Genomic DNA, 23,323 nt, shown 5'->3' with positions numbered 1-23,323 from the left:
GCACCCTTACCTTGCTGAAAGATTCGTATGAAGTTGATGTCGTACCAACATGCCGGACGAGAAACCTGGGGCATCGTTGTCGGAGATGGCGTTGCCGACCTGGCCGCCAAGACAGGGCACGCCACCCTCGCGGACTTCATTGCAAGTCCTGACTTCGCGCGACGCGACGCGTTGGTTGCCGGACTGAAGGCCGATGCAGCGCTGGTCGACGTGAAGTTTCTGCCGGTCATCCCCCGGCCGGAGAAGATCGTCTGCGCGGTGCGCAACTACATGGACCACCACCAGGAAGTTCTTGCCGCAGGCATGCAGCGCGAACTCTCCGAGCAGCCACCAATCTTCCTGCGCGTCTGGCGCTCGCAGACGCCGCACAACGGCCCGATCGTGCGCCCGCATGTTTCCGAATCACTGGACTGGGAAGGCGAGCTCGCCGTGATCATCGGTGAGGGCGGGCGCAATATTTCCGAGGCAGACGCCTGGAAGCATGTGGCCGGCTACAGCTGCTACAACGATGCCAGCATTCGGGAATGGCAGTTCCATGCCAAGCAGATCGCGTCCGGCAAGAACTTCGAATCGACGGGCGGTTTCGGGCCGTGGATGGTGACGGCCGACGAGATCGAACCGGGTCGCGAACTGAAACTGGAAGTCCGCCTGAACGGGGAGACCGTGCAGTCCAGTCACACCGGCCACATGATCTTCTCGATCCCGAAGCTCATCAACTACGCCTCCACCATCTTCACGCTGACTCCCGGTGACGTGATTGCAACAGGAACGCCCGCGGGTGTCGGCTGGAGCAAGAAGCCCCCCCGCTTCATGAAGCCAGGCGATCGGGTCGAGGTCGAGATCGAGGCCGTGGGACTGCTGCGCAATACCGTCGTGGCGCAAGACTGACCGACGGACACGGCGCGCCATCCTGCCGCGGCGGGGCTGCCCGCATGGAGCCGCAGCGGCCCATGAAAAGAACGGAGACAAAAAATGAAGAGAAGGCATTTCGTCGCCTCGTGCGGTGCTGCCCTGGCCTGGCCCCTGCGCCCGAGCTTTGCCGCGGCCTACCCGGACAAGGCCATCAAGCTGTACCAGGGCTATGCGCCTGGCGGTAACGCCGATGCCATCGCGCGCGCGGTGGGTGTGGAGATGAGCAAGACGCTGGGCCAGGCGGTCGTGGTCGAAGCGCAGTCCGGCGCGGGCGGCAACATCGCGGCCTCCACCGTGGCCCACGCCAAGGCCGACGGCTACACGCTGTTGCTGGCGACCGGGGGGCACGCGGTGGCGGGCGCTTTGTACGAGACGCTGACGTACAAGACCGTGAACGACTTCGAGATGATCTCGACGATCACCTACTTTCCGTTCCTGTTTGCGGTCAACGCCAACGCGAAGTTTCAGAGCCTCAAGGAGATCATGGCGGCCGCCAAGGCGGCGCCAGGCACGGTCAGCTATGGAACGGCGGGCATCGGGTCGACGCATCACCTGGCCGGCGAGCTGTTCGCATCGATGTCGAGGAACTCGCTGCTTCACGTCCCGTACCGAGGCGATGCAGCGGCACTCACCGCGCTGCTGGCAGGCGATGTGGCCTTCATCATTGCGCCCCCCACGGCCGCCATGTCGAACATCGAGGCCGGCAAGCTGCGCGCACTGGCTGTCTCCGGGCCGCAGCGCTGGACCGGATTGCCCCATGTCCCCACCGTCGCCGAGCAAGGTGTGCCGGGCTACGACGTGCGATCGTGGGCGGGCTTGATGGCGCCGGCGGGAACGCCCGGGGCCGTCGTCGAGCAACTCAACGCTGCGGTACTGAAGGCGCTCGATGTCCCGGCCGTGCGCAAGCGACTCGAAGACATGGGTGGCGAGGCGCGCGGAAGCACGCCGGCCGAGATGAAGGCCATGGTCTCGGCAGAGCTTGAAAAATGGAAGCGCGTCGTTGCGGACGCCAGGATTCCCAAACAGTGAACAGGCACAAGACATGTCATTGATCCAGATACGCAAACGCAGCCTCGTGGTCGAAACCGTGTACCACGAAGGCGGCCCCGTGGCCGACAAGCCGCTGCGGCTGGCCGCAGCCAGCGCGGTGGTTCGCAACCCCTATGCCGGGCGCTACGAGCCGGACCTCTTGCCGTTCATGGCGGAACTGAGGGATCTCGGCCGCTTGCTCGCCGAGGAACTGGTGCAGACGCTCGGAAGAGGCCATGTCGAGGCCTACAGCAAGGCCGCGATCGTGGGCGTCAACGGGGAACTGGAGCACGGTGCCGTCTGGCACGAAGCCGGTGGCTGGGCGATGCGCGAGGTATTGGGTCAACCCAAGGCCATGGTCCCGGCCGCCAAGGCGGTGGCCCACACCGGCTACCGGCTGATGGTGCCGCTGCACTACATCCATGCCTCCTATGTGCGCAGCCACTACAACAGCTTCGAGGTGGGAATCCAGGACGCGCCGCGTCCCGATGAAATTCTCTTCGCGCTGGTGATGGCCGACGGTGGACGGATTCACTCGCGCCTCGGCGGACTCACCAAGGACAAGGTTTCCGCGAACGACGGGCAGCGCTGAGCGCGTGCCCACATGACAACCCTTGATCGGAATCTCGATGACAGACATGAAAGCCGTGCAGTTGAGGCAAACGGGAGGGCCGGAGGTCCTGTCGCTTGTCAGTCTCCCGATGCCGCAACCGGGCCGGGGAGAGCTTCGCGTGCGCGCGGTGGCGATCGGTGCCGGCGGCCCCGACGTCCTGATCCGCAACGGCACCTACAAATGGATGCCGCCGCTGCCGGCTATTCCAGGCAACGAGATGTCCGGGCGCGTCGATGCCATCGGCGAAGGCGTCACGCGATGGGCCGTCGGTGACCGGGTGCTGGTCAGCGCACGCGAGCTGGCTCAGCGCGGTGGGTGCTATGCCGAGTACATCTGCGTTTCCGAGGAGGTCCCGTTCCTGTTGCCAGACAGCGTCGGATTCGATGAGGCGGTCAGCCTGGGCAACTTCCAGCTGGCGCTGGCGCTTCTGGCCAGCAACGGCAATCTGCCGGCTCGATCCGTCTTGCTGCCCGGTGCCGCAGGCGGCGTCGCCACCGCGGTGGCCCAGGTCGCGAAGTCGCTAGGGCTGAACGTGCTTGGCACCGCCTCCAGCCCGGCCAAGCGGGACTTCGCGCTTGCCAACGGTGTCGACGAGATCGTCGACGGCACGCCGTCCCGACTGCCCGAGGCTGTCATGGCCGCCACCGGCGGTCGAGGCGTCGACCTGGCATTCGACCATGTGGGGGGCGACTTGTTCGTGGCGTGTTTGCGTGCGCTCGCACCGTTCGGCATGGTCGTCTCCTACAACATCCTCTCGGGGCCCCCCTCGAGCGATGTGTTCGGCGAGTTGCGCGCACTGCTCTCCAAGAGTCTGGCCGTGCGCACCTTCTCGATCCATACGGTCGACAACGACCGGGCGCAACGACGCGGCCTGATGGAGGAAGCCATCGGCCTGATGGCGTCGGGCCGGGTCCGTGCGCCTGCGGCGACCCGTCTCCCCTTGGCCGACGCGCGTCGCGCCCACGAACTGCTCGACAGCGGAAGCTCACTCGGCAAGATCGTTCTGTTCCCGCAGACCACGGAAGGTATCCCCCCATGACCTCGAGCTACCTGCCCAACCTGTCGCACTGCGGCATCTTCTGCCGAGACCTCGGGCTGATGAAGTCCTTCTATGGCGGCGTGTTCGATCTGCTCGAAACCGATCGCGGTCGCGGTGTCACCTTCCCGTTCGAGATCATCTTTCTGAGTGGGCGCGGCGACCAGCACCACCAACTGGTGCTCGCGGGCGGCCGTGGCAGTGATGCACCGAGCACGGTGATGCAGCTCTCGTTCAAGGTGCAGACCATCGATCACCTGCGCGAGGCGCGTCGCAGGGCCCTGGCACTGGGCGCCACGAAGATGCGGGGCCTCAACCATGGCAACGCCCTGTCCATCTATTGCATGGACCCGGAGGACAACACCGTCGAGGTGTACCTCGATACCCCCTGGTATGTGAGTCAGCCGCACGGCGATCCGCTCGATCTGGACCGTCCCGACGAGGAACTCTGGGCCGAGACGGAGCGCATCGTCCGCACCGACCCGAGCTTCATGCTGGCTTCGGAGTGGTCCGGCCGATTCGCCGAACGAAATGCGGCACTGAAGAAGGGTCTCTCATGACGCCACAACGTTCTCTGGACGACGCCGTCAAGTCAGAGCTGGTCGAGATGGAGGCACGGCGCTGCAGCGCGATGATCGCCGCGGACATCGCGAGCCTGAGAGAGATCCTCCACCCGGCGCTGATTCATGTGCATGCCAAGGGACAGATCGACGGGTACGAGAGCTACTTCGCAACGGGCGGCTTCAAGGTCGACTACAAGACGCTCGATCGCAGCGAGCTCCAAGTGAAGGTTCTGGGTGACAGCGCCTTGATGACCGGGCGCCAGTTGCTGGTGGCCATCCGAAAAGACGGAAGCGGCACGGTTCGCATCGATTCCCGGGTCATGCAGACCTGGGTTCGGGAGGCCGGGCGCTGGCGCCAGCTCGCCTTCCAGACCACCCCGCTCGAAATGTCGATCGGCTGACGCGCCGGCCATGCCTCAGCCCGCCAGCCCCGCGTAAACGTTCTGCACGTCGTCGTTGGCGTCGATCGCCGCGAGGAAGGTCTCGACCTCTTCCAGTTGCTCGGCGCTCAGCGTGGCCGGGTCGACCGGGTTCTTCGGCTTGTAGCCCAGCTTGGCCGACAGCACGTTGAAGCCCTGCTCGGGCAGGGCCTTGCTGACCAGGTCGAGGTCGGTCGGCGCGGTGAGGAAGAGGGTGGTGCCTTCTTCCTCGCCGGCTTCCAGGTCCTGTGCGCCGGCCTCGATGGCCGCCATCTCGGGGTCGGCGCCTGCGGCCACCGGCGCGGCCTCGATCATGCCCAGGTGGTCGAAATCCCAGGCCACCGAGCCCGAGGTGCCGAGCTGGCCCTTACGGAACAGCACGCGCATCTGGGACGCGGTGCGGTTCACGTTGTCGGTCAGGCACTCGACCATCACCGGCACCTGGTGCGGCGCGAAGCCTTCGTAGATGACGTGCTCGAAATGCACCGATTCACCGGTGAGGCCCGCACCTTTCTTGATGGCGCGTTCGAGCGTGTCCTTGGGCATCGAGACCTTGCGGGCCTGCTCGACCACCAGCCGCAGTCGGGCATTCGACCCCGGGTCGGCGCCGCTGCGCGCCGCGATCATGATTTCCTTGGCCAGCTTGCCGAAGAGCCGGCCCTTGGCGTTGGCCGCCAGGTCCTTGTGTTTTGCTTTCCATTGCGCGCCCATGTCGATCTCCTTGCGTTCTGCGTTGCCTTGGCGGCGAAACAGCGACTGTACGCGCCCGCGCCTCGCGCTTTCGGCCCGCGCCGCAGTCGCGCTAGGCGGGCTTTCGGGCTTGCAGCACCAAGGCCTCGGCCTCCGCATAGGAGTGCAGGATCAGGTCGACATCGTCTCGCACCAACTCCTCGGCGGCCGACGCTTCGTCGAGCGGCAGGCGGATGGTGGCGATGAGCGCATCCGGCAGCGCCGCGCGCATCTCGGTCGCCACGGTGCGCCACTGTTCCAGCGCGCCCTCGACGGGGTAGGTGAGGAAGGCCGTGCCGACCAGCACGGACTTCTCGGCCCGCGACGGGTCTTGCGGGTCGGTGAGCGACACGCTGCGCGCGTCGACCGCGTCCTGGCGCAGCGCCCGGACCAGCAGTTCCGTCAGCAGGTCGTCGCGCTCGGTCCCGAAGCCGAAGCACAGGACGATCGACTGCAGCGGAACGTCGAGCCGTCCTTGCCACGGGCCGAGACTGGATTCCCGCATCTGGCGAAGCTGCATGCCGACGTTCGCCGCCGCGAGGGACACGGTGGCGCGCCGCTGCCGCCGTGCCGCGCGCCGGTCCGGGCGGGTGCCGGCCAGTTCCTCGGCAAGGCGCACGATGACCTTCTGGATGCGCTCGCTTTGCCGCCCGTCGATGCGTCCCATGCGCAGGTCGGCGCCCGCCAGCGCCAGCCCCGGCAGCAGGACACGGTCGCAATACTTCGCGAAGGTGGCGCGACGCAGGTAGCTGCGCGCGTCCTGGATGATCAGCGCGGTGTTGCCGGACAACGCGCGCTGGTAGAAGCGCTGACCCGCATTGAGCCCCGGCCCTTCGGTCAGCAGGATGGCGAAGGGTTCGAGCGCGCGCACATGCCGGCCGACGACCACGATGCAGAGCGTGAGCGGTGTCGACAGCAGCAGGCCGACCGGCCCCCACATCGCGCCCCAGAACAGCGCCGAGACGATGACCGCGAGCGGCGCCAGCCCGGTGCTGTGGCCATAGACCTGCGGCTCCACGACGTTGGCGACGAGAAGTTCGAGGGCGGCAAAGAGGCCCAGGCTCCACAGCACCAGTGACCAGCCCGGATCGACTGCCGCACCGAAGACGGCGATCAGCGCCGCGGCGCCCAGCACGCCGACGTAGGGAATGAAGCGCAGCAACGCCCCGATCGATGCCCAGAGCGCGGCATGCGGTATGCCGATCACCCACAGGCCGGCGCCCAGGACGACACCGAAGGTGAGGTTCACCACGAATTGCGAGAGAAAGAAGCGCGACACGCCCTCGGCCGTTTCGCTCAGCGCCTGCACGGTGGGGCCGAGCCGGGCCACGCCGATCACCCGGATGAAGCGGTCGCTGAGCGATTCGTGCTCCAGCAGGATGAACACCAGCAGCACCAGCACGATGCCGGCCTCGCCGACCGGGCCCCAGACCGAGGACAGCAGCTTCGACACGATGTCACCGGCTGTGGGCGGCGCCTGGCGGATCTGGACCGGCACCGGGTCGCTGGGGACCGTGGAGGCTGCCGCGGCCGCGGCCGCAGCGGCCGAGCGCGAGCGCTGTGCACCCGACGGCGCAGGCGTCGGTGCCGGCACGGGTCGGGCTTGCGGTGCGACGCCCTTGAGTTCTGCTTCCAGCCGCTCGAAAGGCCGCACCGTCACCTCGCGGATCGACTGGACTTTCGAGGTGATGGCCGCGCTGTAACGGGGCAGGTCCGCCGCCACCGCGACCAGCTGGATCGCCAGCACGGCGCTCATCCAGACCACGCCGACGGCGACAAGCAGCACCGACACCAGCGTGGCGGCCGTCCGCCCGATGCCGGTGCGCGCGAGCTTGCGCACCAGCGGTGCGATGACGAGGCTCAGGATCGAGGCGATGGCGATGGGCCGCAGCACGTCCTGGCCGAAATGCAGCAGCAGCAGGATGCAGGTGGCCGGCACGATGCGGCCGAGGGACGGGCGTTGCGGCGGTGGCAGCGAAGAGGGCGAAGGCGAGGGCGTTTCCATGTCTTAGCGCCTGGCAGCATGCAACCGCCGGGCCAGACGCTCCAGCGCCGCCTCGGCAGAAGCCGCAATCTCGGTCGAGCGCGTCAGCATCAGGTTCAGCCGCTGGCCGAGGCCTTCGACCATCACGCCGCTGGCGCGCTCGCGGATCACGCCGTCGGCGCCGGTCTCGCAGTCGACCGTGGCGCAGACGCGCTCGGCATAGGAGCCCGGCGCCACGCCGTACGCCACCACCGGCTTGCCCAGTGCGGTGGCGAAGCCGACTTCGAACACCGTGCCGGAATCGGGCTCGTGGCCGCGGAAGGGCACGAGGTTGGCGATCACGCCATCGGCCTCGTGGATGAGGCGCACGTTGCCGTCGTAGATGCGCTGCGCGCGTTCCTCGTCGCCCAGGCGCAGGTCGGCCGCGATGCCACCGTCGGAGGGCGGCACGCCCTGCAGGCCGAGCGTGTCGCAGAAGGCGACCAGGCGTTCGAAGATCGCCTCGCTGTCGCGGAAGAAGACATCCGGGCCGGCGAGGTAGATGCGGGGGCGTGACGATTCGGAAGAGGGGCTGGGACGCATCGCGCCATTGTCGCGCTACGTCAATCAACGTATGGGGCAGCGCCCGGTCGCTTCGCAGAATCGACGCCATTCCTTCGGCCCTCGACAAGGTGGCGCACATGATTCACGGCGACATTTCCAGCAGCAAAGACACCGTCGGCGTCGCGGTCGTCAACTACAAGATGCCGCGGCTGCACACGCGGGCCGAGGTGCTCGACAACGCCAGGGCCATCGCCAAGATGGTGGTCGGCATGAAGTCCGGCCTGCCGGGGCTCGATCTGGTGATCTTCCCCGAGTACTCGACACACGGGATCATGTACGACAGCGCCGAGATGTACGAGAACGCGGCCACCGTGCCCGGCGCCGAGACCGAGATTTTCGGCGAGGCCTGCCGCAAGGCCAAGGTGTGGGGGGTGTTCTCGCTGACCGGCGAGCGGCACGAGGAGCACCCGAACAAGGCGCCCTACAACACGCTCATCCTGATGAACGACCGGGGCGAGATCGTCCAGAAGTACCGCAAGATCATGCCGTGGACGCCCATCGAGGGCTGGTACCCGGGCCACTGCACCTATGTGAGCGATGGCCCGAAGGGCATGAAGATGAGTCTCATCATCTGCGACGACGGCAACTACCCGGAGATCTGGCGCGACTGCGCGATGAAGGGCGCCGAGCTGATCATCCGCTGCCAGGGCTACATGTACCCGGCGAAGGAGCAGCAAGTCCTGATGTCGAAGGCGATGGCCTTTGCCAACAACACCTATGTCGCGGTGGCGAACGCGGCCGGCTTCGATGGCGTGTACTCGTACTTCGGTCACTCCGCGATCATCGGCTTCGACGGCCGTACGCTGGGCGAATGCGGCGAGGAAGAGATGGGCATCCAGTACGCGGCGCTCAGCAAATCGCTCATCCGCGATTTCCGCCAGCACGGACAGTCGGAGAACCACCTCTTCAAGCTGGTGCACCGCGGCTACACCGGCCTCATCAACTCGGGCGAGGGCGACAAGGGCGTGGCCGATTGCCCGTACGGGTTCTACCGCCAGTGGATCGCCGACCCCCAGGGCACGCGCGAGCGGGTCGAGTCCTTCACGCGCCGGACCGTCGGCACGGCCGAGGCGCCGATCGAGGGCATCCCGAACGAAGACACCGCCCGTCCGCCCCGCTGAGTGCCGAAGAGGAAGCCCGCATCACGCGCGGCGCCTGCGCCCAGGCGCTTCAGCGCACCACGCGGCCGTCGGCGGTGACCGTCACCAGTTCGATCCCCCAGGCCGCGTCGCGCGCGCCGGCGCGCAGGTTCAGGCGGAAGCCGCCGACGTCGTAGGCCGTCATGCCCGTCAGCGTGCGCTGCAGCGCCGGCACGGTGAAGCCGTTGCGCCCGGTGCGACGCAGGCCTTCGGCCAGCGCCTTGGCCGCGATGAAGCCTTCGAGGCTTTCGTAGCTGGGCGTCTGGTCCGAGGTGTCGATGGCGGCGTTGTACTCGCGCACGACGGCCACCGAACTGCTGCGGGGAGAGGGCACCACCTGCGAGATCACCACGCCGCGGATGTCCTTGCCGAGCGCGACGAAAAGCGGGTTGATGCCGACCACCGAGTAGTTCATGAACAGGCCGACATAGCCGGTCTTGCGCATCTGCTGGATCACCGCGGCGGTGGTCTGGAACAGCGCGGCCTGGATCACGACCTGCGGCTGCAGCTTGGCGAGCGAGGCGACGGCCGCATCGACCTGGGTGCTGCCGGCCGGCACCATGGCGGTGCCGACGATGGGCGGCAGCTTGAGTTCGGCCACGGCGTCGTTGAGCGCCTGCAGGCCGGCCCGGCCGAAGGCGTTGTCTTCGAAGAGCACCGCGATACGCGACTGGCCGATGGTCGCGCAGTGGCGCACCATCTTGAAGGCCTCGTCGGCCATGCTCGGACGGACGTGGAAGATGTTGGCGTGCGCCGCATCGCGCAGCGCATCGGCCGCACCGAAGGGCGCGAAGAAGAGGGCGCCTTTCTCTTGGGCGACCTTGGCGCCGGCGTTGCTGCTGCCGGTGCCGACGAAGCCGAACAGCAGGTCGGCGCCATCGGCCAGGAGCTTCATCGCGTTGGTGCCGGCGCGCGTGGCGTCGAAGCCGTCATCGACCTGCCGTAACTCGACGCGCCAGGACGGATTGGCTTCGTTGAAGGCGTCGACATAGAGCTTGGCACCGGCGGCGAAGGCCAGGCCGATTTCGCTGCCGGTACCCGTCAGCGGCACCGACTGGCCCCACACCACACGCCGCGGGGCCTGGGGTGGTGCCGTCTGCGCCCACAAAGGAGCGCTCAAGCCGCTGCCGATGCAGCCCCCGGAGAAAGCCAGCCACTGTCTGCGCGAAAAAGCCATCTGCGACCTCGGAATCAATTGGTAACAAATGGTACGCAATGACCGTGCCGGCCGACGGGAACGGAGCGCTCAACTTTTCGCCGTGGCTGCCGATAAATCCACGGAACCCCGTCTGCGTTGCGCCGGATTTCGGGCCATCGACCCGCCGCGCGTAATTAGCGGCGCACGAAGACCAAATCCCAGACGCCGTGACCCAGCTTCAGGCCGCGATTCTCGAACTTGGTCAGCGGCCGGTAGTGCGGCTTGGGGGCGTAGCCGTCGGCGCTGTTGCGCAGCAGCGGCTCGGCGGCAAGCACCTCGAGCATCTGCTCGGCATAGGGCTGCCAGTCGGTCGCACAGTGCAGGTAGCCACCGGGCAGGAGCCGATCGGCCAGCTTGGCCACCAGCGGCGACTGGATCAGCCGCCGTTTGTTGTGGCGCTTCTTGTGCCACGGGTCGGGGAAGAAGATGTGCACGCCGGCCAGGGTGGCGGGCGGCAGCATGTGGTCGAGCACGTCGACCGCGTCGTGCGCGCAGATGCGGATGTTGGTCAGGCCCTGTTCGCCGATGCGCTTGAGCAGTGCGCCGACGCCGGGCTCGTGCACTTCGCAGCACAGGAAGTTCGTCTCCGGCATCACGGCGGCGATGTGCGCCGTGGCCTCGCCCATGCCGAAGCCGATCTCGAGCACGGTGGGCGCCTCGCGGCCGAAGGTGGCAGCGAAGTCGAGCGGCGCGGCGCGGTAGGGCAGCAAATACGTCGGGCCGAGTTCGTCGTAGGCGCGCTGCTGGCCGTCGGTGGTGCGGCCGCCGCGTTTCACGAAGCTCTTGAGGCGCTGGCCGTAGCGCGGGTTGGTCGCTGCCGGGTCGGCGGCCTCGGCAGGGTCGGTGGGGCCCGGTACGTCGGGGGGAAGGTCGGTCGCGGGCAGGTTCATCACGGGCGCGAATTGTAGAGATCGCGCCAGGCGGTCACCCAGCCGGCCAAGGCCTCCGGAATGTGCGTGGCGTCATTCGGCGGCAACCCGAGGGTGTGTGCGGCCCGCGAAAGCTCCGCCAGCGCCTGCTGCGGCGTGGCGGTGTCGAAGGCCGCCGCGCCGTGCTGCTTCGACAGTTTTTCGCCGTCGGCGCCGCGCACCAGCGGCGTGTGCAGGTAGCGCGGGGTCGGCAGGCCGAGTGCACGCTGCAGCAGGACCTGGCGGGCGGTGTTGTCGGTGAGGTCCGCGCCGCGCACCACGTCGGTGACCTGCTGCTCGGCATCGTCGACCACCACCCGCAACTGGTACGACCAGGGCCCGTCGGCGCGGCGCAGCACGAAGTCGCCCACCTCCTCTGCAACCTCCTGCGAGTGCGGGCCGAGCCGCCGGTCGGTCCAGGTCACGAGGCCGGGCTCGAAGGTCTCGGTGGCGAAGCGCCAGGCCCGCGCGGGCTTGCCGTGCAAGCCGTCGCGGCAGGTGCCGGGGTAGACACGCTCGCTGTGGCGGACATGCGGCACGCCGCGCTGCGCCAGCGCCTGGTCGATTTCGGCGCGCGTGCAGCCGCATGGGTAGGCCAGGCCGGCGGCGATCAACCGATCGAGCGCGGCGGCGTAGCGGTCCCCACGTGCCGTCTGCCAGACCGGCACTTCGTCGGGGTGCAAGCCGCATGCGGCGAGTTGCCGCAGGATCTCGTCGCCCAGGCCCGGCAGGCAGCGCTCGGTGTCGCCATCCTCGATGCGCACCAGCCAGCGCGCCTGCGGACCGCGTGCCCGCACATCGAGCCAACTGGCCAGCGCGGCGACCAGCGAGCCTGCGTGCAGCGGCCCGGTGGGCGAGGGCGCGAACCGGCCGATTGGCGTTACGTCACCCGTCACGCCACGCGTCACACCACAGCGAGGGCCAGCGACAGGCCGGAGAGGAAGGCGTCTTCGACGCGGTGGCCCATGCACCAGTCGCCGGCCAGGCCGATGCGCGCCTTGGCGTCCCACAGGTGCGGCTTGCCCAGCGGGGCCTGGGTCTGGGCTTCGGGCCAGCAGCGGGCGCGGGCGTAATTGGGGGTGGCATAGATGCCGGTGATCTCGGAAAAGGCGCGCAGCAGCTTGGCTTCGACACGCGGCGCGTCGTCGCGCAGGTGTTCCTGCGACCAGGTCGGGCTGGCCTGCAGCGTCCAGCGCTCGACCGGGTCGCGGCCCGGCTTGGACGATTCGCGCGCCAGCCACGCCACCCGGTGGTGCGTGCTGCGCGCCGCGTTCCACTGCGGGCCCAGGTGCGACATGGTCGGTTGGTTGGCCTGCGGGAAGGCGATCATCAGCGTCCAGCAGGGGGATGCATGGACCTTGGCGATGCTGCGTTCGAGTGTGGCCGACACCTTGCTGCGGGCCAGCAGCAGCCGTGCGCGCGCTGGCGGGATGGCCAGCAGCACGGCGTCAAAACCCGAATGGACTGGGACGCCGGGGCCGCCTTCGGTGTGCAGTTGCCAGCGACGGCGGTCGAGCGCGTCCGGCTCGATCTGCGTCACCTGCACGCCGGTCACCAGGCTGTCGCCCAGCGGCTTGGCCCAGGCTGCCACCACCGCGTCCATGCCGGGCTGGGCCACGTAGTGCGGCTCGAGCGAGGGCAACGCGGCTTCGGCCACACGGCCGTGCGGGTCGAGCACGCGCACGAGGTTGGCGCTCCAGGGCCGGCAAAGCTTGGGCACGGTCTGCAGCGCGAGGGCGAAGCGCTCGTCGCGCACGGTGAAGTACTGCGCGCCGCTGTCGAAGCGGCCGAAGGCGGTCGACTCGCTGGCCATGCGGCCACCCGCGCCATCCTCTGCTTCGAACACCGTGACCTGGTGGCCAGCCTGCACCAGCGTGCGTGCGCAGGCGATGCCCGCGATGCCGGCGCCCACGATCGCGAAATGCTTCGGCGCCGGGCGGGAGGTTCGGTGACGGTCGGTCGGTGCGGACGTGTTCATGACGGGTCTCTTTCTTCGAATGGCGAGCAGGGCGGTATGGCCGTCGACTCTACATCGGCTTTCAGCGGCCCCGGTGTTGCTCGAGCAGTGCGCGGCGCGTGCCTTCGTGCTCGAACTGCGCGAGCCACCATTCGAGCGCCCGGCCTGGTCGGGCCGCGGAGCGCACCCGCCAGGCCAGGTGCATCTGGCCCACCGGTCGTACGCGTTCGGTCTGCAGCTCGACCAGGTGGCCGGCCTCGATGTAGGGCCGCGCCAGCGCCTCCGGCAGGAAGCCGCTGCCCAGGCCGTGCAGCTGGGCGGCCAGCTTGGCCTGCATCGTGGGCACGGTGAGCACGTCCTGCCCGCCGATCAGGTTGACGTTCATCGTCGGCCCGGCACGCGAGGAGTCGGCTGCGGCCACGGCGCGGTAGTTGCGCAGCGTGGCGTCGCTCAGCGGCTGCGGCAGCCGGGCGAGCGGGTGGTGCGGCGCCACCGCATAGACAAAGCGCAGTTCGCCGAGCGGCCGGGTGCGGATGCCGGGCGCGGTGAAGCCGAGGCTTTGCGCGTCGAGCACCGAGCCCACGGCCAAGTCGGCCTCGCCACTGGCCAGCGCTTCGATGGTGCCGAGCAGTGTTTCGTCGCGCAGCTTCAGGCGCGTCGGCGGTTCCAGCGCATAGAAAGCGCCGACCAGGTCGAGCATCGGGTCGCGGGCGATCACGCTGTCCATCGCGATGGTGAAGAGCGGTTCCCAGCCGGTGGCCACGCGCTTCACGCGGTTTGCCACCGCCTCCAGATCGGCTAGCAGCCGCGGGGCTTCGCGCAGCAGCTCGGCACCCGCTTCTGTGAGCCGTGCCTGGCGCGCGCTGCGGTCGAACAGCAACACGTCCAGGGCGTCCTCGATCTGCCGCACCCGGTAGCTCAGGGCGCTGGGCACCATGTCCATCGCGCGCGCGGCGCCGGCGAAGCTGCCCGCGCGCACCACCGTCTGGAGCATGGCGAGGGCGTCGGGGGTCAGCACGTCGCGGGCGCTGGGCATGGCGAATCTTTCATTCAAAAAAATCGAATGATGCCATCAAATCCAGGCGGCTTTATACGGTCCACGACGCCCTAAAGTTCACTTCATCCGCTGCGCATACGGCGCGGCAACCGAAGGGCCCCGAGGGGCCAAGGAGTTCAACGATGTTGACGATTCGCAAATCACAGGAACGTGGCTACGCCGATCACGGCTGGCTCAAGTCCTTTCACAGCTTCTCTTTCGCCGGCTACTACGACCCGGCCCACATGGGCTACGGCAACCTGCGTGTGATCAATGAAGACCGCGTCGCGGCCGGTGCGGGTTTCGGCACCCACGGCCACAAGGACATGGAGATCATCAGCTACGTGCTGTCGGGCGAACTGGCGCACAAGGACAGCATGGGCAATGTCGAAAGCATTCCGCCCGGCGACGTGCAGCGCATGAGTGCGGGCCGCGGCGTGATGCACAGCGAGTTCAACCACAAGGCCGACGAGACCACGCACTTCCTGCAGATCTGGATCCAGCCGAACGTGAAGGGCATCGAGCCCGGCTACGAGCAAAAGCAGTTCGACGCGGCCGACAAGCGCGGTCGCCTGCGCCTGGTGGCGTCGCCGGACGGCAGCGACGGCTCGGTGACGGTGCATGCCGACGCCAGGCTCTACGCAGGGCTGCTCGACGGTGACGAGAAGGCATCGCTGCCGCTCGACCCGACGCGCAAGAGCTACGTGCACCTGGTGCGTGGCGAGCTTGAGGTCAATGGCGCGAAGCTTGCGACCGGCGACGCCGCGATGATCGAAGGCGAGACGCAGCTTGCGCTGACCGCCGGCAACGACGCCGAAGTGCTTGTGTTCGACCTCGCCGCCTGATGTTCCCGCCGCTGCCCTTGGGCGGCGGCTTCTTCTGTTCGGCTGCCTTCGGGCAGCGGTTTCTGTTGTCTTTTTTCAATCCACCGAGGAGTCTTCCATGTCCACCATCACCACCAACCGCGCCGCAGGCGTTACCACCACCGGCCGCCAGGATGTCGTCGCCCTGATCGGGCGCGTGCTGATCGCCGCGTTGTTCATTCCGGCCGGCTTCGGCAAGCTCATGGGCTTTGCCGGCACCGTCGGCTACATCGGTTCGGTCGGCCTGCCGCTGCCGCAAGTTGCTGCCGCGCTGGCCATCCTGGTCGAACTCGGCCTCGGCATCATGCTGCTGGTCGGCTTCAAGACGCGCTGGGCCGCCCTGGGCATCGCGCTGTTCACGCTGGTCGCCACCTTCGCCTTCCACAACTACTGGGCCATGCCGGCCGACAAGGCCTTCGTCAACCAGCTCATGTTCTTCAAGAACATCGCAGTGGTCGGCGGCCTGCTCACCGTCTGGGCCTTCGGTCCTGGCCGCCTGAGCGTCGACAAGCGCTGAGCGCGGACCCCTTGAATCCCTGACGAAAGAAACACACACCATGTCCAAGATCGCCATCGTCTTTCATTCCGGCTACGGCCACACGCAGCGCGTCGCACAGGCCGTCGCCGACGGCGCGGGCGCCGAGCTGATCACCATCGATGCCGACGGCAACCTGCCCGAAGGCGGCTGGGAAACGCTCAACGCGGCCAACGCCATCATCTTCGGCTCGCCCACCTACATGGGCGGCGCCAGCTGGCAGTTCAAGAAGTTCGCGGACGCCTCGTCCAAGGTCTGGTTCACCCGCGGCTGGCAGGACAAGGTGTTCGGCGGCTTCACCAACAGCGCCAGCTTCAGCGGCGACAAGCAGGTCACGCTGCAGTACCTGAACACGCTGGCGTCGCAGCATGGCGGCCTGTGGGTCAGCCTGGGTCTGCCGCCGGCCAACACCAAGGCCGCCACGCGCAACGACGTGAACAACCTGGGCGGCTCGGTCGGCCTGCTGGTGCAGTCGCCGTCGGACGCCAGCGCCGCCGAAGTGCCGCAGGGCGACCTCGACACCGCGAAGCTCTACGGCGCGCGCGTGGCCGCCATCGCGGCTAAGCTGCACGGCTGATCCACACCCCGATGCGCGGCCCCGAGCCGCGGCGCCCCACGATGAACGAACTGCTCGTCCTCCAGCCCAACGACAAGGATCTCGGTGGTGGCTTCAAGGTCCGGCGCCTGCTGCCGGCCGCGAAGCGACGTTCGGTGGGGCCCTTCGTGTTTTTCGACCACTTCGGCCCGGCCACCGAGACGCCGGGCAACCAGCACGACGTGCGGCCGCATCCGCACATCGGGCTGGCCACGGTCACCTATCTGTTCGAGGGCGCGATGATGCATCGCGACAGCCTGGGCAGCGTGCAGGAGATCCTGCCCGGTGCCATCAACTGGATGACCGCCGGGCGCGGCATCGTGCATTCCGAGCGCAAGCCCGAGCGGCTGCTGAGCGACACGTACGTCAACCATGGTCTGCAGCTGTGGGCCGCGCTGCCGCAGGCCTTCGAGGAGGTCGAGCCCAGCTTCGCGCACACGGCGTCGAGTTCGATCCCCGAGCGCGACGAGCAAGGCGCGCAGGTGCGCGTGCTGATCGGCGAGGCCTTCGGCATGGCCTCGCCAGTCAAGACCTTCGCGCCCACGGTCTATCTCGATGTCGCCATGCAGGCCGGGTCGACCTTCGTGCTGCCAGCGCTGGCGGCCGAACTCGCCATCTATGTCGTGGACGGCAGCCTCGCCATCGACGGCACGCCGATCGACGAGCACACGATGGTGGCGTTGCCGGACGGGCAGGGAGCCACGCTGACGGCCGCGGACGCCGTACGGCTGGTGGTGGTCGGCGGGGCGCCGCTCGACGGCCCGCGCTTCATCACCTGGAACTTCGTTTCCAGCCGGCGCGAACGCATCCTGCAGGCTGGCGACGACTGGGCCGCCCAGCGCATGGGCCAGGTGCCCGGCGAAACAGAATTCATCCCGTTGCCGGGCCACCCGTTCAAGGTGCAGAGTCCGACGCCGGACGCGGGGACCACGCCGGTCTGACCCGGCGCGCTCAGGCCTTGCGGGCCAGGTCCGGGTCTTCGGCGGCCCGCGCACTCGTGGCGTTGCCGGTCGCGCTCAGGTCGGGCGCCAGCGTGCGGCGGCCGTCGAACACGAAGCAGTCGCCGCGGTAGTGCGCACCGCCGACTTCCTCGAAGTATTTGAGGATGCCGCCTTCGAGCTGCAGCACGTTCTCGACGCCGGCCTCGCGCATCAGGATCGCTGCCTTCTCGCAGCGGATGCCGCCGGTGCAAAAGCTCACCACCGTTTTGCCGGCCAGCTGGTCCTTGTGCGCCAGCAGGGCCGGCGGGAATTCGGTGAACTTGGAGATGCGCCAGTCGATGGCGCCTTCGAAGGTGCCGTGGTCGACCTCGAAGGCGTTGCGCGTGTCGAGCAGGGCGATCGGCTGGCCCACGTCGTCGTGCCCCTGGTCGAGCCAGCGCTTGAGCGTGGCGGCCTCGACCCCCGGCGCGCGGCCGGCCGCGGGCTGGATCGCCGGATGGTCCATGCGGATGATCTCGCGCTTGACCTTCACCAGCATGCGGCGGAAGGGCTGCGCGGCCGACCAGCTTTCCTTGGTTTCGAGCGTGGCGAAGCGCGGGTCGGCACGCAGTTCTGCGACGAAGCCGCGAACCTCGTCCGGTGCGCCAGCGAGAAAGAGATTGATGCCTTCGGGCGCCACGAGGATCGTGCCCATGAGCTGCCGCGCCCGGGCAGTGTCGAGCAGCGTGGTGCGCAGGGTGGCGGGGTCTTCGATGGCGCTGAAGAGATAAGCGGCGATGTTGAGGATGGGAAGCACGAGGGCGATTGTAAAAGTGCGCGCGCCCGTCGGCCGCGGGGGCAATGCCCTTCGGTTTGACGCGGCGCAAGCCAAGGCGCGATCGATCGGCCTAGCATGCGGCTCGACCGTTCGACAGCCTCCGCCTTTCTTTTCACGGAACCCCCGCATGAGCATCCGCCTCGCCATCCCCGACGCCCTCCGCCTGGTCGAGCAGCTCCTGCGCAAGCAACAGGTGCCCGACGACATCGCGGGCGACGTGGCCGAGCACCTGATCGAATCCGACCGCGTGGGCTACGCGAGCCACGGCATCTCGATCTTGCCGGGCTACGCCAAGGCGTTGGCCGATGGCCAGCTCGACGGCGCGGCGCGACCCGAGCTACTGATCGGCCGCGGCGCCTTCCAGGCCTGGCACGGGCACCACGGCTTCGGCCAGCATGTGGGCAAGCAGGTGATGGCCGCTGCCATCGAGGCAGCGCGCAGCCACGGGCACTGCATCGTGACCCTGCGCGACAGCCACCACCTGGGGCGCATGGGCCACTACGGCGAGCAGGTGGCCGCTGCCGGCATGGTGCTGGCTGCCTTCACCAACGTGACCAACCGGCCGCCGATGGTCGCGCCTTTCGGCGGCGCCGAGGCGCGGCTTACCACCAACCCGCTGTGCTTCGCCGCCCCGCTGCCGAACGGCCGGCCACCGCTGATCGTCGACATGGCGACCAGCGCCATCGCGTTCAACAAGGCGCGCGTGCTGGCCGACGCCGGCGAGTCGGCGCCGGCGGGCGCGCTGATCGACGCGCAGGGGCAGCCGACCAGCGACCCCGCAGTGATGTTCGCCCAGCCGCCCGGTGCGCTGTTGCCCTTCGGTGCGCACAAGGGCTACGCGCTGGGGGTGGTAGCCGAACTGCTGGCCGGTGTGCTGTCGGGTGGCGGCACGATCCAGCCCGAGAACCCGCGCGCCGGCCTGGCCACCAACAACCTGTTCGCCCTGGTGTTCGATCCCGCGTCGACCGGCACGCCGGCCTGGCAAGCGCACGAGGCTGGCGCCTTCATCGACTACCTGCTGTCGTGTCCGCCGCAGCCCGGCGGCGAGGGCGTGCAGTACCCGGGCGAGTACGAGGCGCGCAACCGTGAGCGGCATGCGACGCACATCGAACTGGGGGAGGGGAGCTGGAAGGCGCTGGCGGACCTGGCGGCGCGGCTGGGCATCGACGGCGCAGCCTGATCGGCGCCGCGCACCGAACGCTTTCAGAAGCCTCCGGTCGTGATGGCGAAACCGGTTCTGACCGCGTGGTCGGCCAGGTTGTGCGTCTTGCGTGCGAGACGCCACCAGCTGAGCGCGGCCAGCGCCGCTGCCGCAGTGAGCGGCAGGGCCATCGGGTCGTAGAGCGCGGCCCAGACCGTCAGCCCGCCGAAGAGGGCCCAGACGATGGCGGCGCATTCGGCGGTGTTCTCCCGCATCAGCAGGAACGCAACGGACTTCGGATCGCCGTGCGCGCAGAACAGCCCATAGACGAAAGCCAGCACCGCGGTGCAGCCGATACCGAGCAACTCGAGCCCCAGCACCGGTGCGGAGGTGTCGTCTGCGGTGCGCAGGAGCGTGTGCATCGCGATGCACACCGCCAGGGCGGCACCGACGTGGAGTGCGAAGGTTCGCAGCAGCCAATAGCACCGTACGAGCATCGCCTGTTCCTGGTGGGTTGAACGGCGCCGACTTGCAGCGCCTTTCGCATCGCAGCGCCGAGAAAATGCCTCGGCGTGTCGGTGATTCTGGATGGCTTTCTCGGGGCGTGCCGCCCTCCTTCGGCATAAGTTCACGGCCCCCGGGGGTATCGCGCGTCGATCGATGCGAAATGGCGACGCCGCGCTGCGGAAGCACCGCTCTAACACAGGCCGGCGCACGCCGCTTGGGCAGCCGGCTTCCTACAATCACGCGATGTTCGTGCATCTGCGTCTCCACACCGAATTTTCCGTCGTCGACGGGACCAACCGAATCGACGAAGTCGTCGCGGCCGCCAAGGCCGACCGCCAGCCCGCGCTGGCCATCACCGACCTGAACAATCTGTTCGGCGGCGTCAAGTTCTACAAGGAAGCGCGCGGCGCCGGTGTCAAGCCCGTGCTGGGCGCGGAAATCTTCGTCGATGGCCTGGGCACCGAGCCCGGCGCGCTCACCCGCCTGGTCCTGCTGGTCCAGAACACCGAGGGCTACCTGCACCTGTCGGAGCTGCTGGCGCGCGCCTGGACGCAGAACGTCGGCCGCGGCCAAGCCCAGGCGGCCTGCAAGCTGGCCTGGCTGCAGGAACTCAACGGCGGGCTGATCGCCTTGTCGGGCGCCCAGGCCGGGCCGCTCGGCGCGCCGCTGCTGCAAGGCCAGGCCGAGCGCGCGGCCGAAGTGGCGCTGCAGCTGGCCGGCCTGTTTCCGCACCGCTTCTACATCGAGCTGCAGCGCGCCGGCCGCCCCGAGGACGAGCCGCATGTGATTGCGGCGGTGCAACTGGCCGCCCGGCTCAAGCTGCCGGTGGTCGCGACGCACCCGGTGCAGTTCGCCAAGCCCGACGATTTCGAGGCGCACGAAGCACGCGTGTGCATCTCCGAGGGCGAAATCCTCGGCAATCCGCGCCGTGTACGCAGATTCACCCGCGAGCAGTACTTCAAGTCGGCTGCCGAGATGGAGGCGTTGTTCGCCGACGTGCCGAGCGCCATCGCCAACACGGTGGAGATCGCCAAGCGCTGCAACCTGACGCTGGTGCTGGGCAAGCCGCAGTTGCCCAACTTCCCGACGCCCAACGGCATGCCGATCGAGGAGTACTTCCGGGTGGCGTCGTTCGAGGGCCTGGAAGCGCGCCTGGCCCATCTTTACCCCGACGAGAAGAAGCGCGATGCCGAGCGGCCCCGCTACGTTGAACGGCTCGAATTCGAGATCAACACGATCCTGAAGATGGGCTTTCCAGGCTACTTCCTGATCGTGGGCGACTTCATCAACTGGGCCAAGAAGAACGGCTGTCCGGTGGGGCCGGGCCGCGGCTCGGGTGCGGGTTCGCTGGTGGCCTATGCGCTGAAGATCACCGACCTCGACCCGCTCGAGTACAACCTGCTGTTCGAACGCTTCCTGAACCCGGAGCGGGTGTCGATGCCCGACTTCGACATCGACTTCTGCCAGGGCAACCGCGACCGCGTGATCGACTACGTGAAGGACAAATACGGCCGCGACGCCGTCAGCCAGATCGCCACCTTCGGCACGATGGCCGCGCGCGCCGCCATCCGCGACGTGGGCCGCGTGCTGGACATGAGCTACATGTTCTGCGACGGCATCAGCAAGCTGATCCCGAACAAGCCGGGCAAGCCGGTGACGATCCAGTACCCGCCGCCCAATCTGTCGGAAGCCGACAAGGAGAAGTACGCGATCGCCGCCGAGCCGCTGCTTGCCGCGCGCATCGAGAAGGAAGAGGAAGTGCGGATGCTGGTCGAGCTGGCGCAGAAGCTCGAAGGCATGACCCGCAACATCGGCATGCACGCCGGCGGCGTGCTGATCGCGCCGGGCAAGCTGACCGACTTCACGCCGCTCTACCAGCAGCCGGGCAGCGACTCGGCCGTGAGCCAGTACGACAAGGACGACGTGGAGGCGGTGGGCCTGGTGAAGTTCGACTTCCTGGGCCTGGCCACGCTGACCATCCTGGAGATCGCGCGGGAATTCATCGCGAAGCGCCACAAGGGGCAGGAAGACTTCGCTTTCGAGAACATCAAGCTCGATGACGTGCCGACCTACCGGCTGTTCTCGGATGGCAAGACCGAGGCCGTGTTCCAGTTCGAATCACGCGGCATGCAGGGCATGCTGAAGGACGCGCGGCCGACCCGGCTGGAAGACCTGATCGCGCTCAACGCGCTGTACCGGCCGGGCCCGATGGACCTGATCCCCAGCTTCGTGGCGCGCAAGCACGGCCGCGAAGAGGTGGAGTATCCGCACCCGGCCGTGGCCGAGATGCTGTCCGAGACCTACGGGATCATGGTCTATCAGGAACAGGTGATGCAGACCGCGCAGATCCTGGGCGGCTACAGCCTGGGCGGCGCCGACCTGCTGCGCCGTGCAATGGGCAAGAAGAAGGCCGAGGAAATGGCCGAGCACCGCGAGAAGTTCCGCGCCGGTGCGCTGGCGACCCACGGCATCGTCCAGGCGAAGGCCGACGAAATCTTCGACCTGATGGAGAAGTTCGCGGGGTACGGCTTCAACAAGTCGCACGCGGCCGCGTACTCGCTGCTGGCGTACCACACGGGCTGGCTGAAGGTCCACTACACGGCGGAGTTCTACTGCGCGAACATGACCGTGGAAATGGACGACACCGACAAGCTCAAGGTGCTGTTCGAAGACGCGGTCAAGAACTTCGGCATGACCTTCGAGCCGCCGGACGTGAATCGTGGCAACTACCGCTTCGAGCCAGTCACCGACAAGGTGATCCGCTACGGCCTCGGTGCGGTCAAGGGCACCGGGCAACTGGCGGTGGAGGCCATCGTCAAGGCCCGCGAAGAGGGTGGCCTCTCCGGTAGCGGGGGCGGCCCCTTCACCAGCCTCTACAACTTCTGCGTGCGCATCGACCGCCAGCGCATCAACAAGCGCACGGTGGAAGCGCTGATCAAGGCCGGCGCCTTCGACGCCATCCAGCAGAACCGGGCCTCGCTGGTCGCATCGATCGACCGCGCCTTCGATTTCGCGGCGGCCACCGACGCCAACGCCGCGCAGGTCGACATCTTCGGCGACTGCGAACACGGGTCGGCCACGCAGGAGCCCGACCTGGTCGAGGCCACGCCCTGGGGCGTGAAAGAGCGGCTGACCTATGAGAAGACCGCTGTTGGCTTCTACCTGTCGGGCCACCTGTTCGACGAGGTGGCGCACGAAGTGCGGCGTTTCTGCAAGCGGCCGATCGACGAGCTGATGGACAGCCGCGAACAGCAGGTCATCGCCGGCATCGTGAGCGACCTGCGGGTCATCAACGGGCAGCGGGGGCGGCTGGCCATTTTCAAGCTCGACGACAAGTCCGATTCGATCGAGGCGACCGCCGACCAGAACGTGCTGGACGCCAACCGCAACACGCTGAAGGACGACGAACTCGTCATCGTCAGCGGGCGGCTGCAGCCGGGCCGCGGCGGCTTCGAAGCGCGCTTCCAGGTGCAGCAGGTGTGGGACCTGGCGGCGGCGCGCTGCCGCTTCGGCAAGTTCCTGCGGGTGGCGGTGAACGGCAAGGCGCCGGACATCGCGCGTCTGATCAAGGATTTCCCGCCGCGCGTGGAGGTGAGCGAAGCGGGGGAGCTGCGCAATGGCTTGCCGGTGCGCCTCTCGCTGGCGCGCAATGGGGCGCAGGTGGAACTGCAACTCGGGGAGAACGCCAAGTTCTTCCCCACCGATGCCGCGCTCGCCAGTTGGACGGCGCAGGCCGAGGCCGGCAAGGCGGCCGTCATCTACGACTGACGAACGCGCAAGCGGTGGGAAGCCGCCGTT

General features: G+C 68.0%; 23 protein-coding genes. 13 read left to right on the top strand and 10 right to left on the bottom strand.

The window, feature by feature from the left end; all coding sequences use genetic code 11:
• Nucleotides 1–27: 27 nt before the first annotated feature.
• The 6 genes from ACSFBE_RS17340 (at nucleotide 28) to ACSFBE_RS17315 (ending at nucleotide 4,554) form a co-directional block, all read left to right on the top strand.
• Nucleotides 28–888: a fumarylacetoacetate hydrolase family protein gene (locus tag ACSFBE_RS17340; protein ID WP_435491645.1), complete on the top strand. Its 861-nt coding sequence runs from the start codon at nucleotides 28–30 to the stop codon at nucleotides 886–888.
• 84 nt (nucleotides 889–972) lie between these two features.
• Nucleotides 973–1,941 (top strand): tripartite tricarboxylate transporter substrate binding protein, encoded by a 969-nt coding sequence (locus ACSFBE_RS17335; RefSeq protein ID WP_435491644.1) that lies wholly within the window; start codon nucleotides 973–975, stop codon nucleotides 1,939–1,941.
• A gap of 13 nt (nucleotides 1,942–1,954) precedes the next feature.
• The gene (locus ACSFBE_RS17330) at nucleotides 1,955–2,533 is read left to right on the top strand and encodes an amino acid synthesis family protein (RefSeq protein WP_435491643.1); all 579 of its coding nucleotides are present in this window, start codon (nucleotides 1,955–1,957) and stop codon (nucleotides 2,531–2,533) included.
• Between the two features lie 37 nt (nucleotides 2,534–2,570).
• On the top strand, nucleotides 2,571–3,593 hold the full coding sequence (locus ACSFBE_RS17325) for a zinc-dependent alcohol dehydrogenase family protein (RefSeq protein ID WP_435491642.1): 1,023 nt from the start codon (nucleotides 2,571–2,573) through the stop codon (nucleotides 3,591–3,593).
• Nucleotides 3,590–4,150 carry a VOC family protein gene (locus ACSFBE_RS17320; RefSeq protein WP_435491641.1) on the top strand — a complete coding sequence of 187 codons (561 nt, stop codon included), beginning with the start codon at nucleotides 3,590–3,592 and terminating at the stop codon, nucleotides 4,148–4,150. The genes ACSFBE_RS17325 and ACSFBE_RS17320 overlap by 4 nt, the downstream gene beginning before the upstream one ends.
• Entirely contained in the window at nucleotides 4,147–4,554 is a 408-nt protein-coding gene (locus tag ACSFBE_RS17315) for a nuclear transport factor 2 family protein (protein WP_435491640.1), read from the top strand. Before ACSFBE_RS17320 ends, ACSFBE_RS17315 begins: the two co-directional genes overlap by 4 nt.
• A 15-nt stretch (nucleotides 4,555–4,569) precedes the next feature.
• On the opposite strand, the gene ACSFBE_RS17310 is transcribed toward ACSFBE_RS17315, so the two are convergent.
• From ACSFBE_RS17310 to ACSFBE_RS17300, 3 genes are all read right to left on the bottom strand, one after another.
• Nucleotides 4,570–5,283, bottom strand: coding sequence for a YebC/PmpR family DNA-binding transcriptional regulator (locus ACSFBE_RS17310; protein WP_435491639.1), 714 nt, complete (start codon nucleotides 5,281–5,283; stop codon nucleotides 4,570–4,572).
• 91 nt (nucleotides 5,284–5,374) lie between these two features.
• Nucleotides 5,375–7,306 carry an AI-2E family transporter gene (locus ACSFBE_RS17305; protein ID WP_435491638.1) on the bottom strand — a complete coding sequence of 644 codons (1,932 nt, stop codon included), beginning with the start codon at nucleotides 7,304–7,306 and terminating at the stop codon, nucleotides 5,375–5,377.
• 3 nt (nucleotides 7,307–7,309) lie between these two features.
• A complete protein-coding gene (locus tag ACSFBE_RS17300) occupies nucleotides 7,310–7,867 on the bottom strand; it encodes a nucleoside 2-deoxyribosyltransferase (RefSeq protein WP_435491637.1) in 558 nt (185 codons plus the stop codon).
• Nucleotides 7,868–7,965: 98 nt separating this feature from the next.
• Between ACSFBE_RS17300 and ACSFBE_RS17295 the strand changes: the two genes are divergently transcribed.
• On the top strand, nucleotides 7,966–9,009 hold the full coding sequence (locus ACSFBE_RS17295) for an aliphatic amidase (protein ID WP_435491636.1): 1,044 nt from the start codon (nucleotides 7,966–7,968) through the stop codon (nucleotides 9,007–9,009).
• A gap of 49 nt (nucleotides 9,010–9,058) precedes the next feature.
• On the opposite strand, the gene ACSFBE_RS17290 is transcribed toward ACSFBE_RS17295, so the two are convergent.
• The 5 genes from ACSFBE_RS17290 to ACSFBE_RS17270 form a co-directional block, all read right to left on the bottom strand.
• Complete coding sequence (locus tag ACSFBE_RS17290) at nucleotides 9,059–10,147, bottom strand: ABC transporter substrate-binding protein (RefSeq protein ID WP_435491635.1); 1,089 nt, start codon at nucleotides 10,145–10,147, stop codon at nucleotides 9,059–9,061.
• A gap of 212 nt (nucleotides 10,148–10,359) precedes the next feature.
• A complete protein-coding gene (trmB, locus tag ACSFBE_RS17285) occupies nucleotides 10,360–11,115 on the bottom strand; it encodes a tRNA (guanosine(46)-N7)-methyltransferase TrmB (protein ID WP_435491737.1) in 756 nt (251 codons plus the stop codon).
• Nucleotides 11,115–12,029, bottom strand: coding sequence for a tRNA glutamyl-Q(34) synthetase GluQRS (gluQRS, locus tag ACSFBE_RS17280; RefSeq protein ID WP_435491634.1), 915 nt, complete (start codon nucleotides 12,027–12,029; stop codon nucleotides 11,115–11,117). The genes trmB and gluQRS overlap by 1 nt, the downstream gene beginning before the upstream one ends.
• 8 nt (nucleotides 12,030–12,037) lie before the next feature.
• On the bottom strand, nucleotides 12,038–13,132 hold the full coding sequence (locus tag ACSFBE_RS17275; RefSeq protein WP_435491736.1) for an NAD(P)/FAD-dependent oxidoreductase: 1,095 nt from the start codon (nucleotides 13,130–13,132) through the stop codon (nucleotides 12,038–12,040).
• Nucleotides 13,133–13,172: 40 nt separating this feature from the next.
• Complete coding sequence (locus ACSFBE_RS17270; RefSeq protein WP_435491633.1) at nucleotides 13,173–14,126, bottom strand: LysR family transcriptional regulator; 954 nt, start codon at nucleotides 14,124–14,126, stop codon at nucleotides 13,173–13,175.
• A 143-nt stretch (nucleotides 14,127–14,269) separates the two neighbouring features.
• On the opposite strand from ACSFBE_RS17270, the gene ACSFBE_RS17265 reads away from it, so the two are divergent.
• From ACSFBE_RS17265 to ACSFBE_RS17250, 4 genes are all read left to right on the top strand, one after another.
• Entirely contained in the window at nucleotides 14,270–14,971 is a 702-nt protein-coding gene (locus ACSFBE_RS17265) for a pirin family protein (RefSeq protein ID WP_435491632.1), read from the top strand.
• A gap of 97 nt (nucleotides 14,972–15,068) precedes the next feature.
• The gene (locus ACSFBE_RS17260; RefSeq protein WP_435491631.1) at nucleotides 15,069–15,506 is read left to right on the top strand and encodes a DoxX family protein; all 438 of its coding nucleotides are present in this window, start codon (nucleotides 15,069–15,071) and stop codon (nucleotides 15,504–15,506) included.
• Between the two features lie 40 nt (nucleotides 15,507–15,546).
• On the top strand, nucleotides 15,547–16,101 hold the full coding sequence (locus tag ACSFBE_RS17255; protein WP_435491630.1) for a flavodoxin family protein: 555 nt from the start codon (nucleotides 15,547–15,549) through the stop codon (nucleotides 16,099–16,101).
• Between the two features lie 41 nt (nucleotides 16,102–16,142).
• Nucleotides 16,143–17,060, top strand: coding sequence for a pirin family protein (locus tag ACSFBE_RS17250; RefSeq protein ID WP_435491629.1), 918 nt, complete (start codon nucleotides 16,143–16,145; stop codon nucleotides 17,058–17,060).
• 10 nt (nucleotides 17,061–17,070) lie between these two features.
• Here the strand turns inward: ACSFBE_RS17250 and ACSFBE_RS17245 are convergent, their stop codons facing one another.
• Complete coding sequence (locus tag ACSFBE_RS17245) at nucleotides 17,071–17,856, bottom strand: sulfurtransferase (RefSeq protein ID WP_435491628.1); 786 nt, start codon at nucleotides 17,854–17,856, stop codon at nucleotides 17,071–17,073.
• Between the two features lie 148 nt (nucleotides 17,857–18,004).
• Here ACSFBE_RS17245 and ACSFBE_RS17240 point away from each other — a divergent pair, with 148 nt between their 5' ends.
• Nucleotides 18,005–19,057, top strand: coding sequence for an Ldh family oxidoreductase (locus tag ACSFBE_RS17240; RefSeq protein ID WP_435491627.1), 1,053 nt, complete (start codon nucleotides 18,005–18,007; stop codon nucleotides 19,055–19,057).
• Between the two features lie 23 nt (nucleotides 19,058–19,080).
• Here ACSFBE_RS17240 and ACSFBE_RS17235 read toward each other — a convergent pair whose 3' ends face one another.
• Nucleotides 19,081–19,515: a hypothetical protein gene (locus ACSFBE_RS17235; RefSeq protein WP_435491626.1), complete on the bottom strand. Its 435-nt coding sequence runs from the start codon at nucleotides 19,513–19,515 to the stop codon at nucleotides 19,081–19,083.
• 253 nt (nucleotides 19,516–19,768) lie between these two features.
• Here ACSFBE_RS17235 and dnaE point away from each other — a divergent pair, with 253 nt between their 5' ends.
• Nucleotides 19,769–23,293, top strand: a complete 3,525-nt coding sequence (dnaE, locus tag ACSFBE_RS17230; RefSeq protein WP_435491625.1) for a DNA polymerase III subunit alpha — start codon at nucleotides 19,769–19,771, stop codon at nucleotides 23,291–23,293.
• The last annotated feature ends 30 nt before the right edge of the window (nucleotides 23,294–23,323 follow it).

Source organism: Variovorax sucrosi (genome assembly GCF_051216635.1).
GTDB lineage: Bacteria > Pseudomonadota > Gammaproteobacteria > Burkholderiales > Burkholderiaceae_C > Variovorax.
Note: the sequence above shows the minus strand (reverse complement) of the source record. Positions and strands in the feature narration are given on the sequence as shown.

What these genes read in the sequence shown, in the direction of transcription:
- ACSFBE_RS17340 (WP_435491645.1), top strand. Translation starts at nt 28, where the DNA reads ATGAAGTTGATGTCGTACCAACATGCCGGACGAGAAACCTGGGGCATC.
- ACSFBE_RS17335 (WP_435491644.1), top strand. Translation starts at nt 973, where the DNA reads ATGAAGAGAAGGCATTTCGTCGCCTCGTGCGGTGCTGCCCTGGCCTGG.
- ACSFBE_RS17330 (WP_435491643.1), top strand. Translation starts at nt 1,955, where the DNA reads ATGTCATTGATCCAGATACGCAAACGCAGCCTCGTGGTCGAAACCGTG.
- ACSFBE_RS17325 (WP_435491642.1), top strand. Translation starts at nt 2,571, where the DNA reads ATGACAGACATGAAAGCCGTGCAGTTGAGGCAAACGGGAGGGCCGGAG.
- ACSFBE_RS17320 (WP_435491641.1), top strand. Translation starts at nt 3,590, where the DNA reads ATGACCTCGAGCTACCTGCCCAACCTGTCGCACTGCGGCATCTTCTGC.
- ACSFBE_RS17315 (WP_435491640.1), top strand. Translation starts at nt 4,147, where the DNA reads ATGACGCCACAACGTTCTCTGGACGACGCCGTCAAGTCAGAGCTGGTC.
- ACSFBE_RS17310 (WP_435491639.1), bottom strand. Translation starts at nt 5,283, where the DNA reads ATGGGCGCGCAATGGAAAGCAAAACACAAGGACCTGGCGGCCAACGCC.
- ACSFBE_RS17305 (WP_435491638.1), bottom strand. Translation starts at nt 7,306, where the DNA reads ATGGAAACGCCCTCGCCTTCGCCCTCTTCGCTGCCACCGCCGCAACGC.
- ACSFBE_RS17300 (WP_435491637.1), bottom strand. Translation starts at nt 7,867, where the DNA reads ATGCGTCCCAGCCCCTCTTCCGAATCGTCACGCCCCCGCATCTACCTC.
- ACSFBE_RS17295 (WP_435491636.1), top strand. Translation starts at nt 7,966, where the DNA reads ATGATTCACGGCGACATTTCCAGCAGCAAAGACACCGTCGGCGTCGCG.
- trmB (WP_435491737.1), bottom strand. Translation starts at nt 11,115, where the DNA reads ATGAACCTGCCCGCGACCGACCTTCCCCCCGACGTACCGGGCCCCACC.
- ACSFBE_RS17270 (WP_435491633.1), bottom strand. Translation starts at nt 14,126, where the DNA reads ATGCCCAGCGCCCGCGACGTGCTGACCCCCGACGCCCTCGCCATGCTC.
- ACSFBE_RS17265 (WP_435491632.1), top strand. Translation starts at nt 14,270, where the DNA reads ATGTTGACGATTCGCAAATCACAGGAACGTGGCTACGCCGATCACGGC.
- ACSFBE_RS17260 (WP_435491631.1), top strand. Translation starts at nt 15,069, where the DNA reads ATGTCCACCATCACCACCAACCGCGCCGCAGGCGTTACCACCACCGGC.
- ACSFBE_RS17255 (WP_435491630.1), top strand. Translation starts at nt 15,547, where the DNA reads ATGTCCAAGATCGCCATCGTCTTTCATTCCGGCTACGGCCACACGCAG.
- ACSFBE_RS17250 (WP_435491629.1), top strand. Translation starts at nt 16,143, where the DNA reads ATGAACGAACTGCTCGTCCTCCAGCCCAACGACAAGGATCTCGGTGGT.
- ACSFBE_RS17240 (WP_435491627.1), top strand. Translation starts at nt 18,005, where the DNA reads ATGAGCATCCGCCTCGCCATCCCCGACGCCCTCCGCCTGGTCGAGCAG.
- ACSFBE_RS17235 (WP_435491626.1), bottom strand. Translation starts at nt 19,515, where the DNA reads ATGCTCGTACGGTGCTATTGGCTGCTGCGAACCTTCGCACTCCACGTC.
- dnaE (WP_435491625.1), top strand. Translation starts at nt 19,769, where the DNA reads ATGTTCGTGCATCTGCGTCTCCACACCGAATTTTCCGTCGTCGACGGG.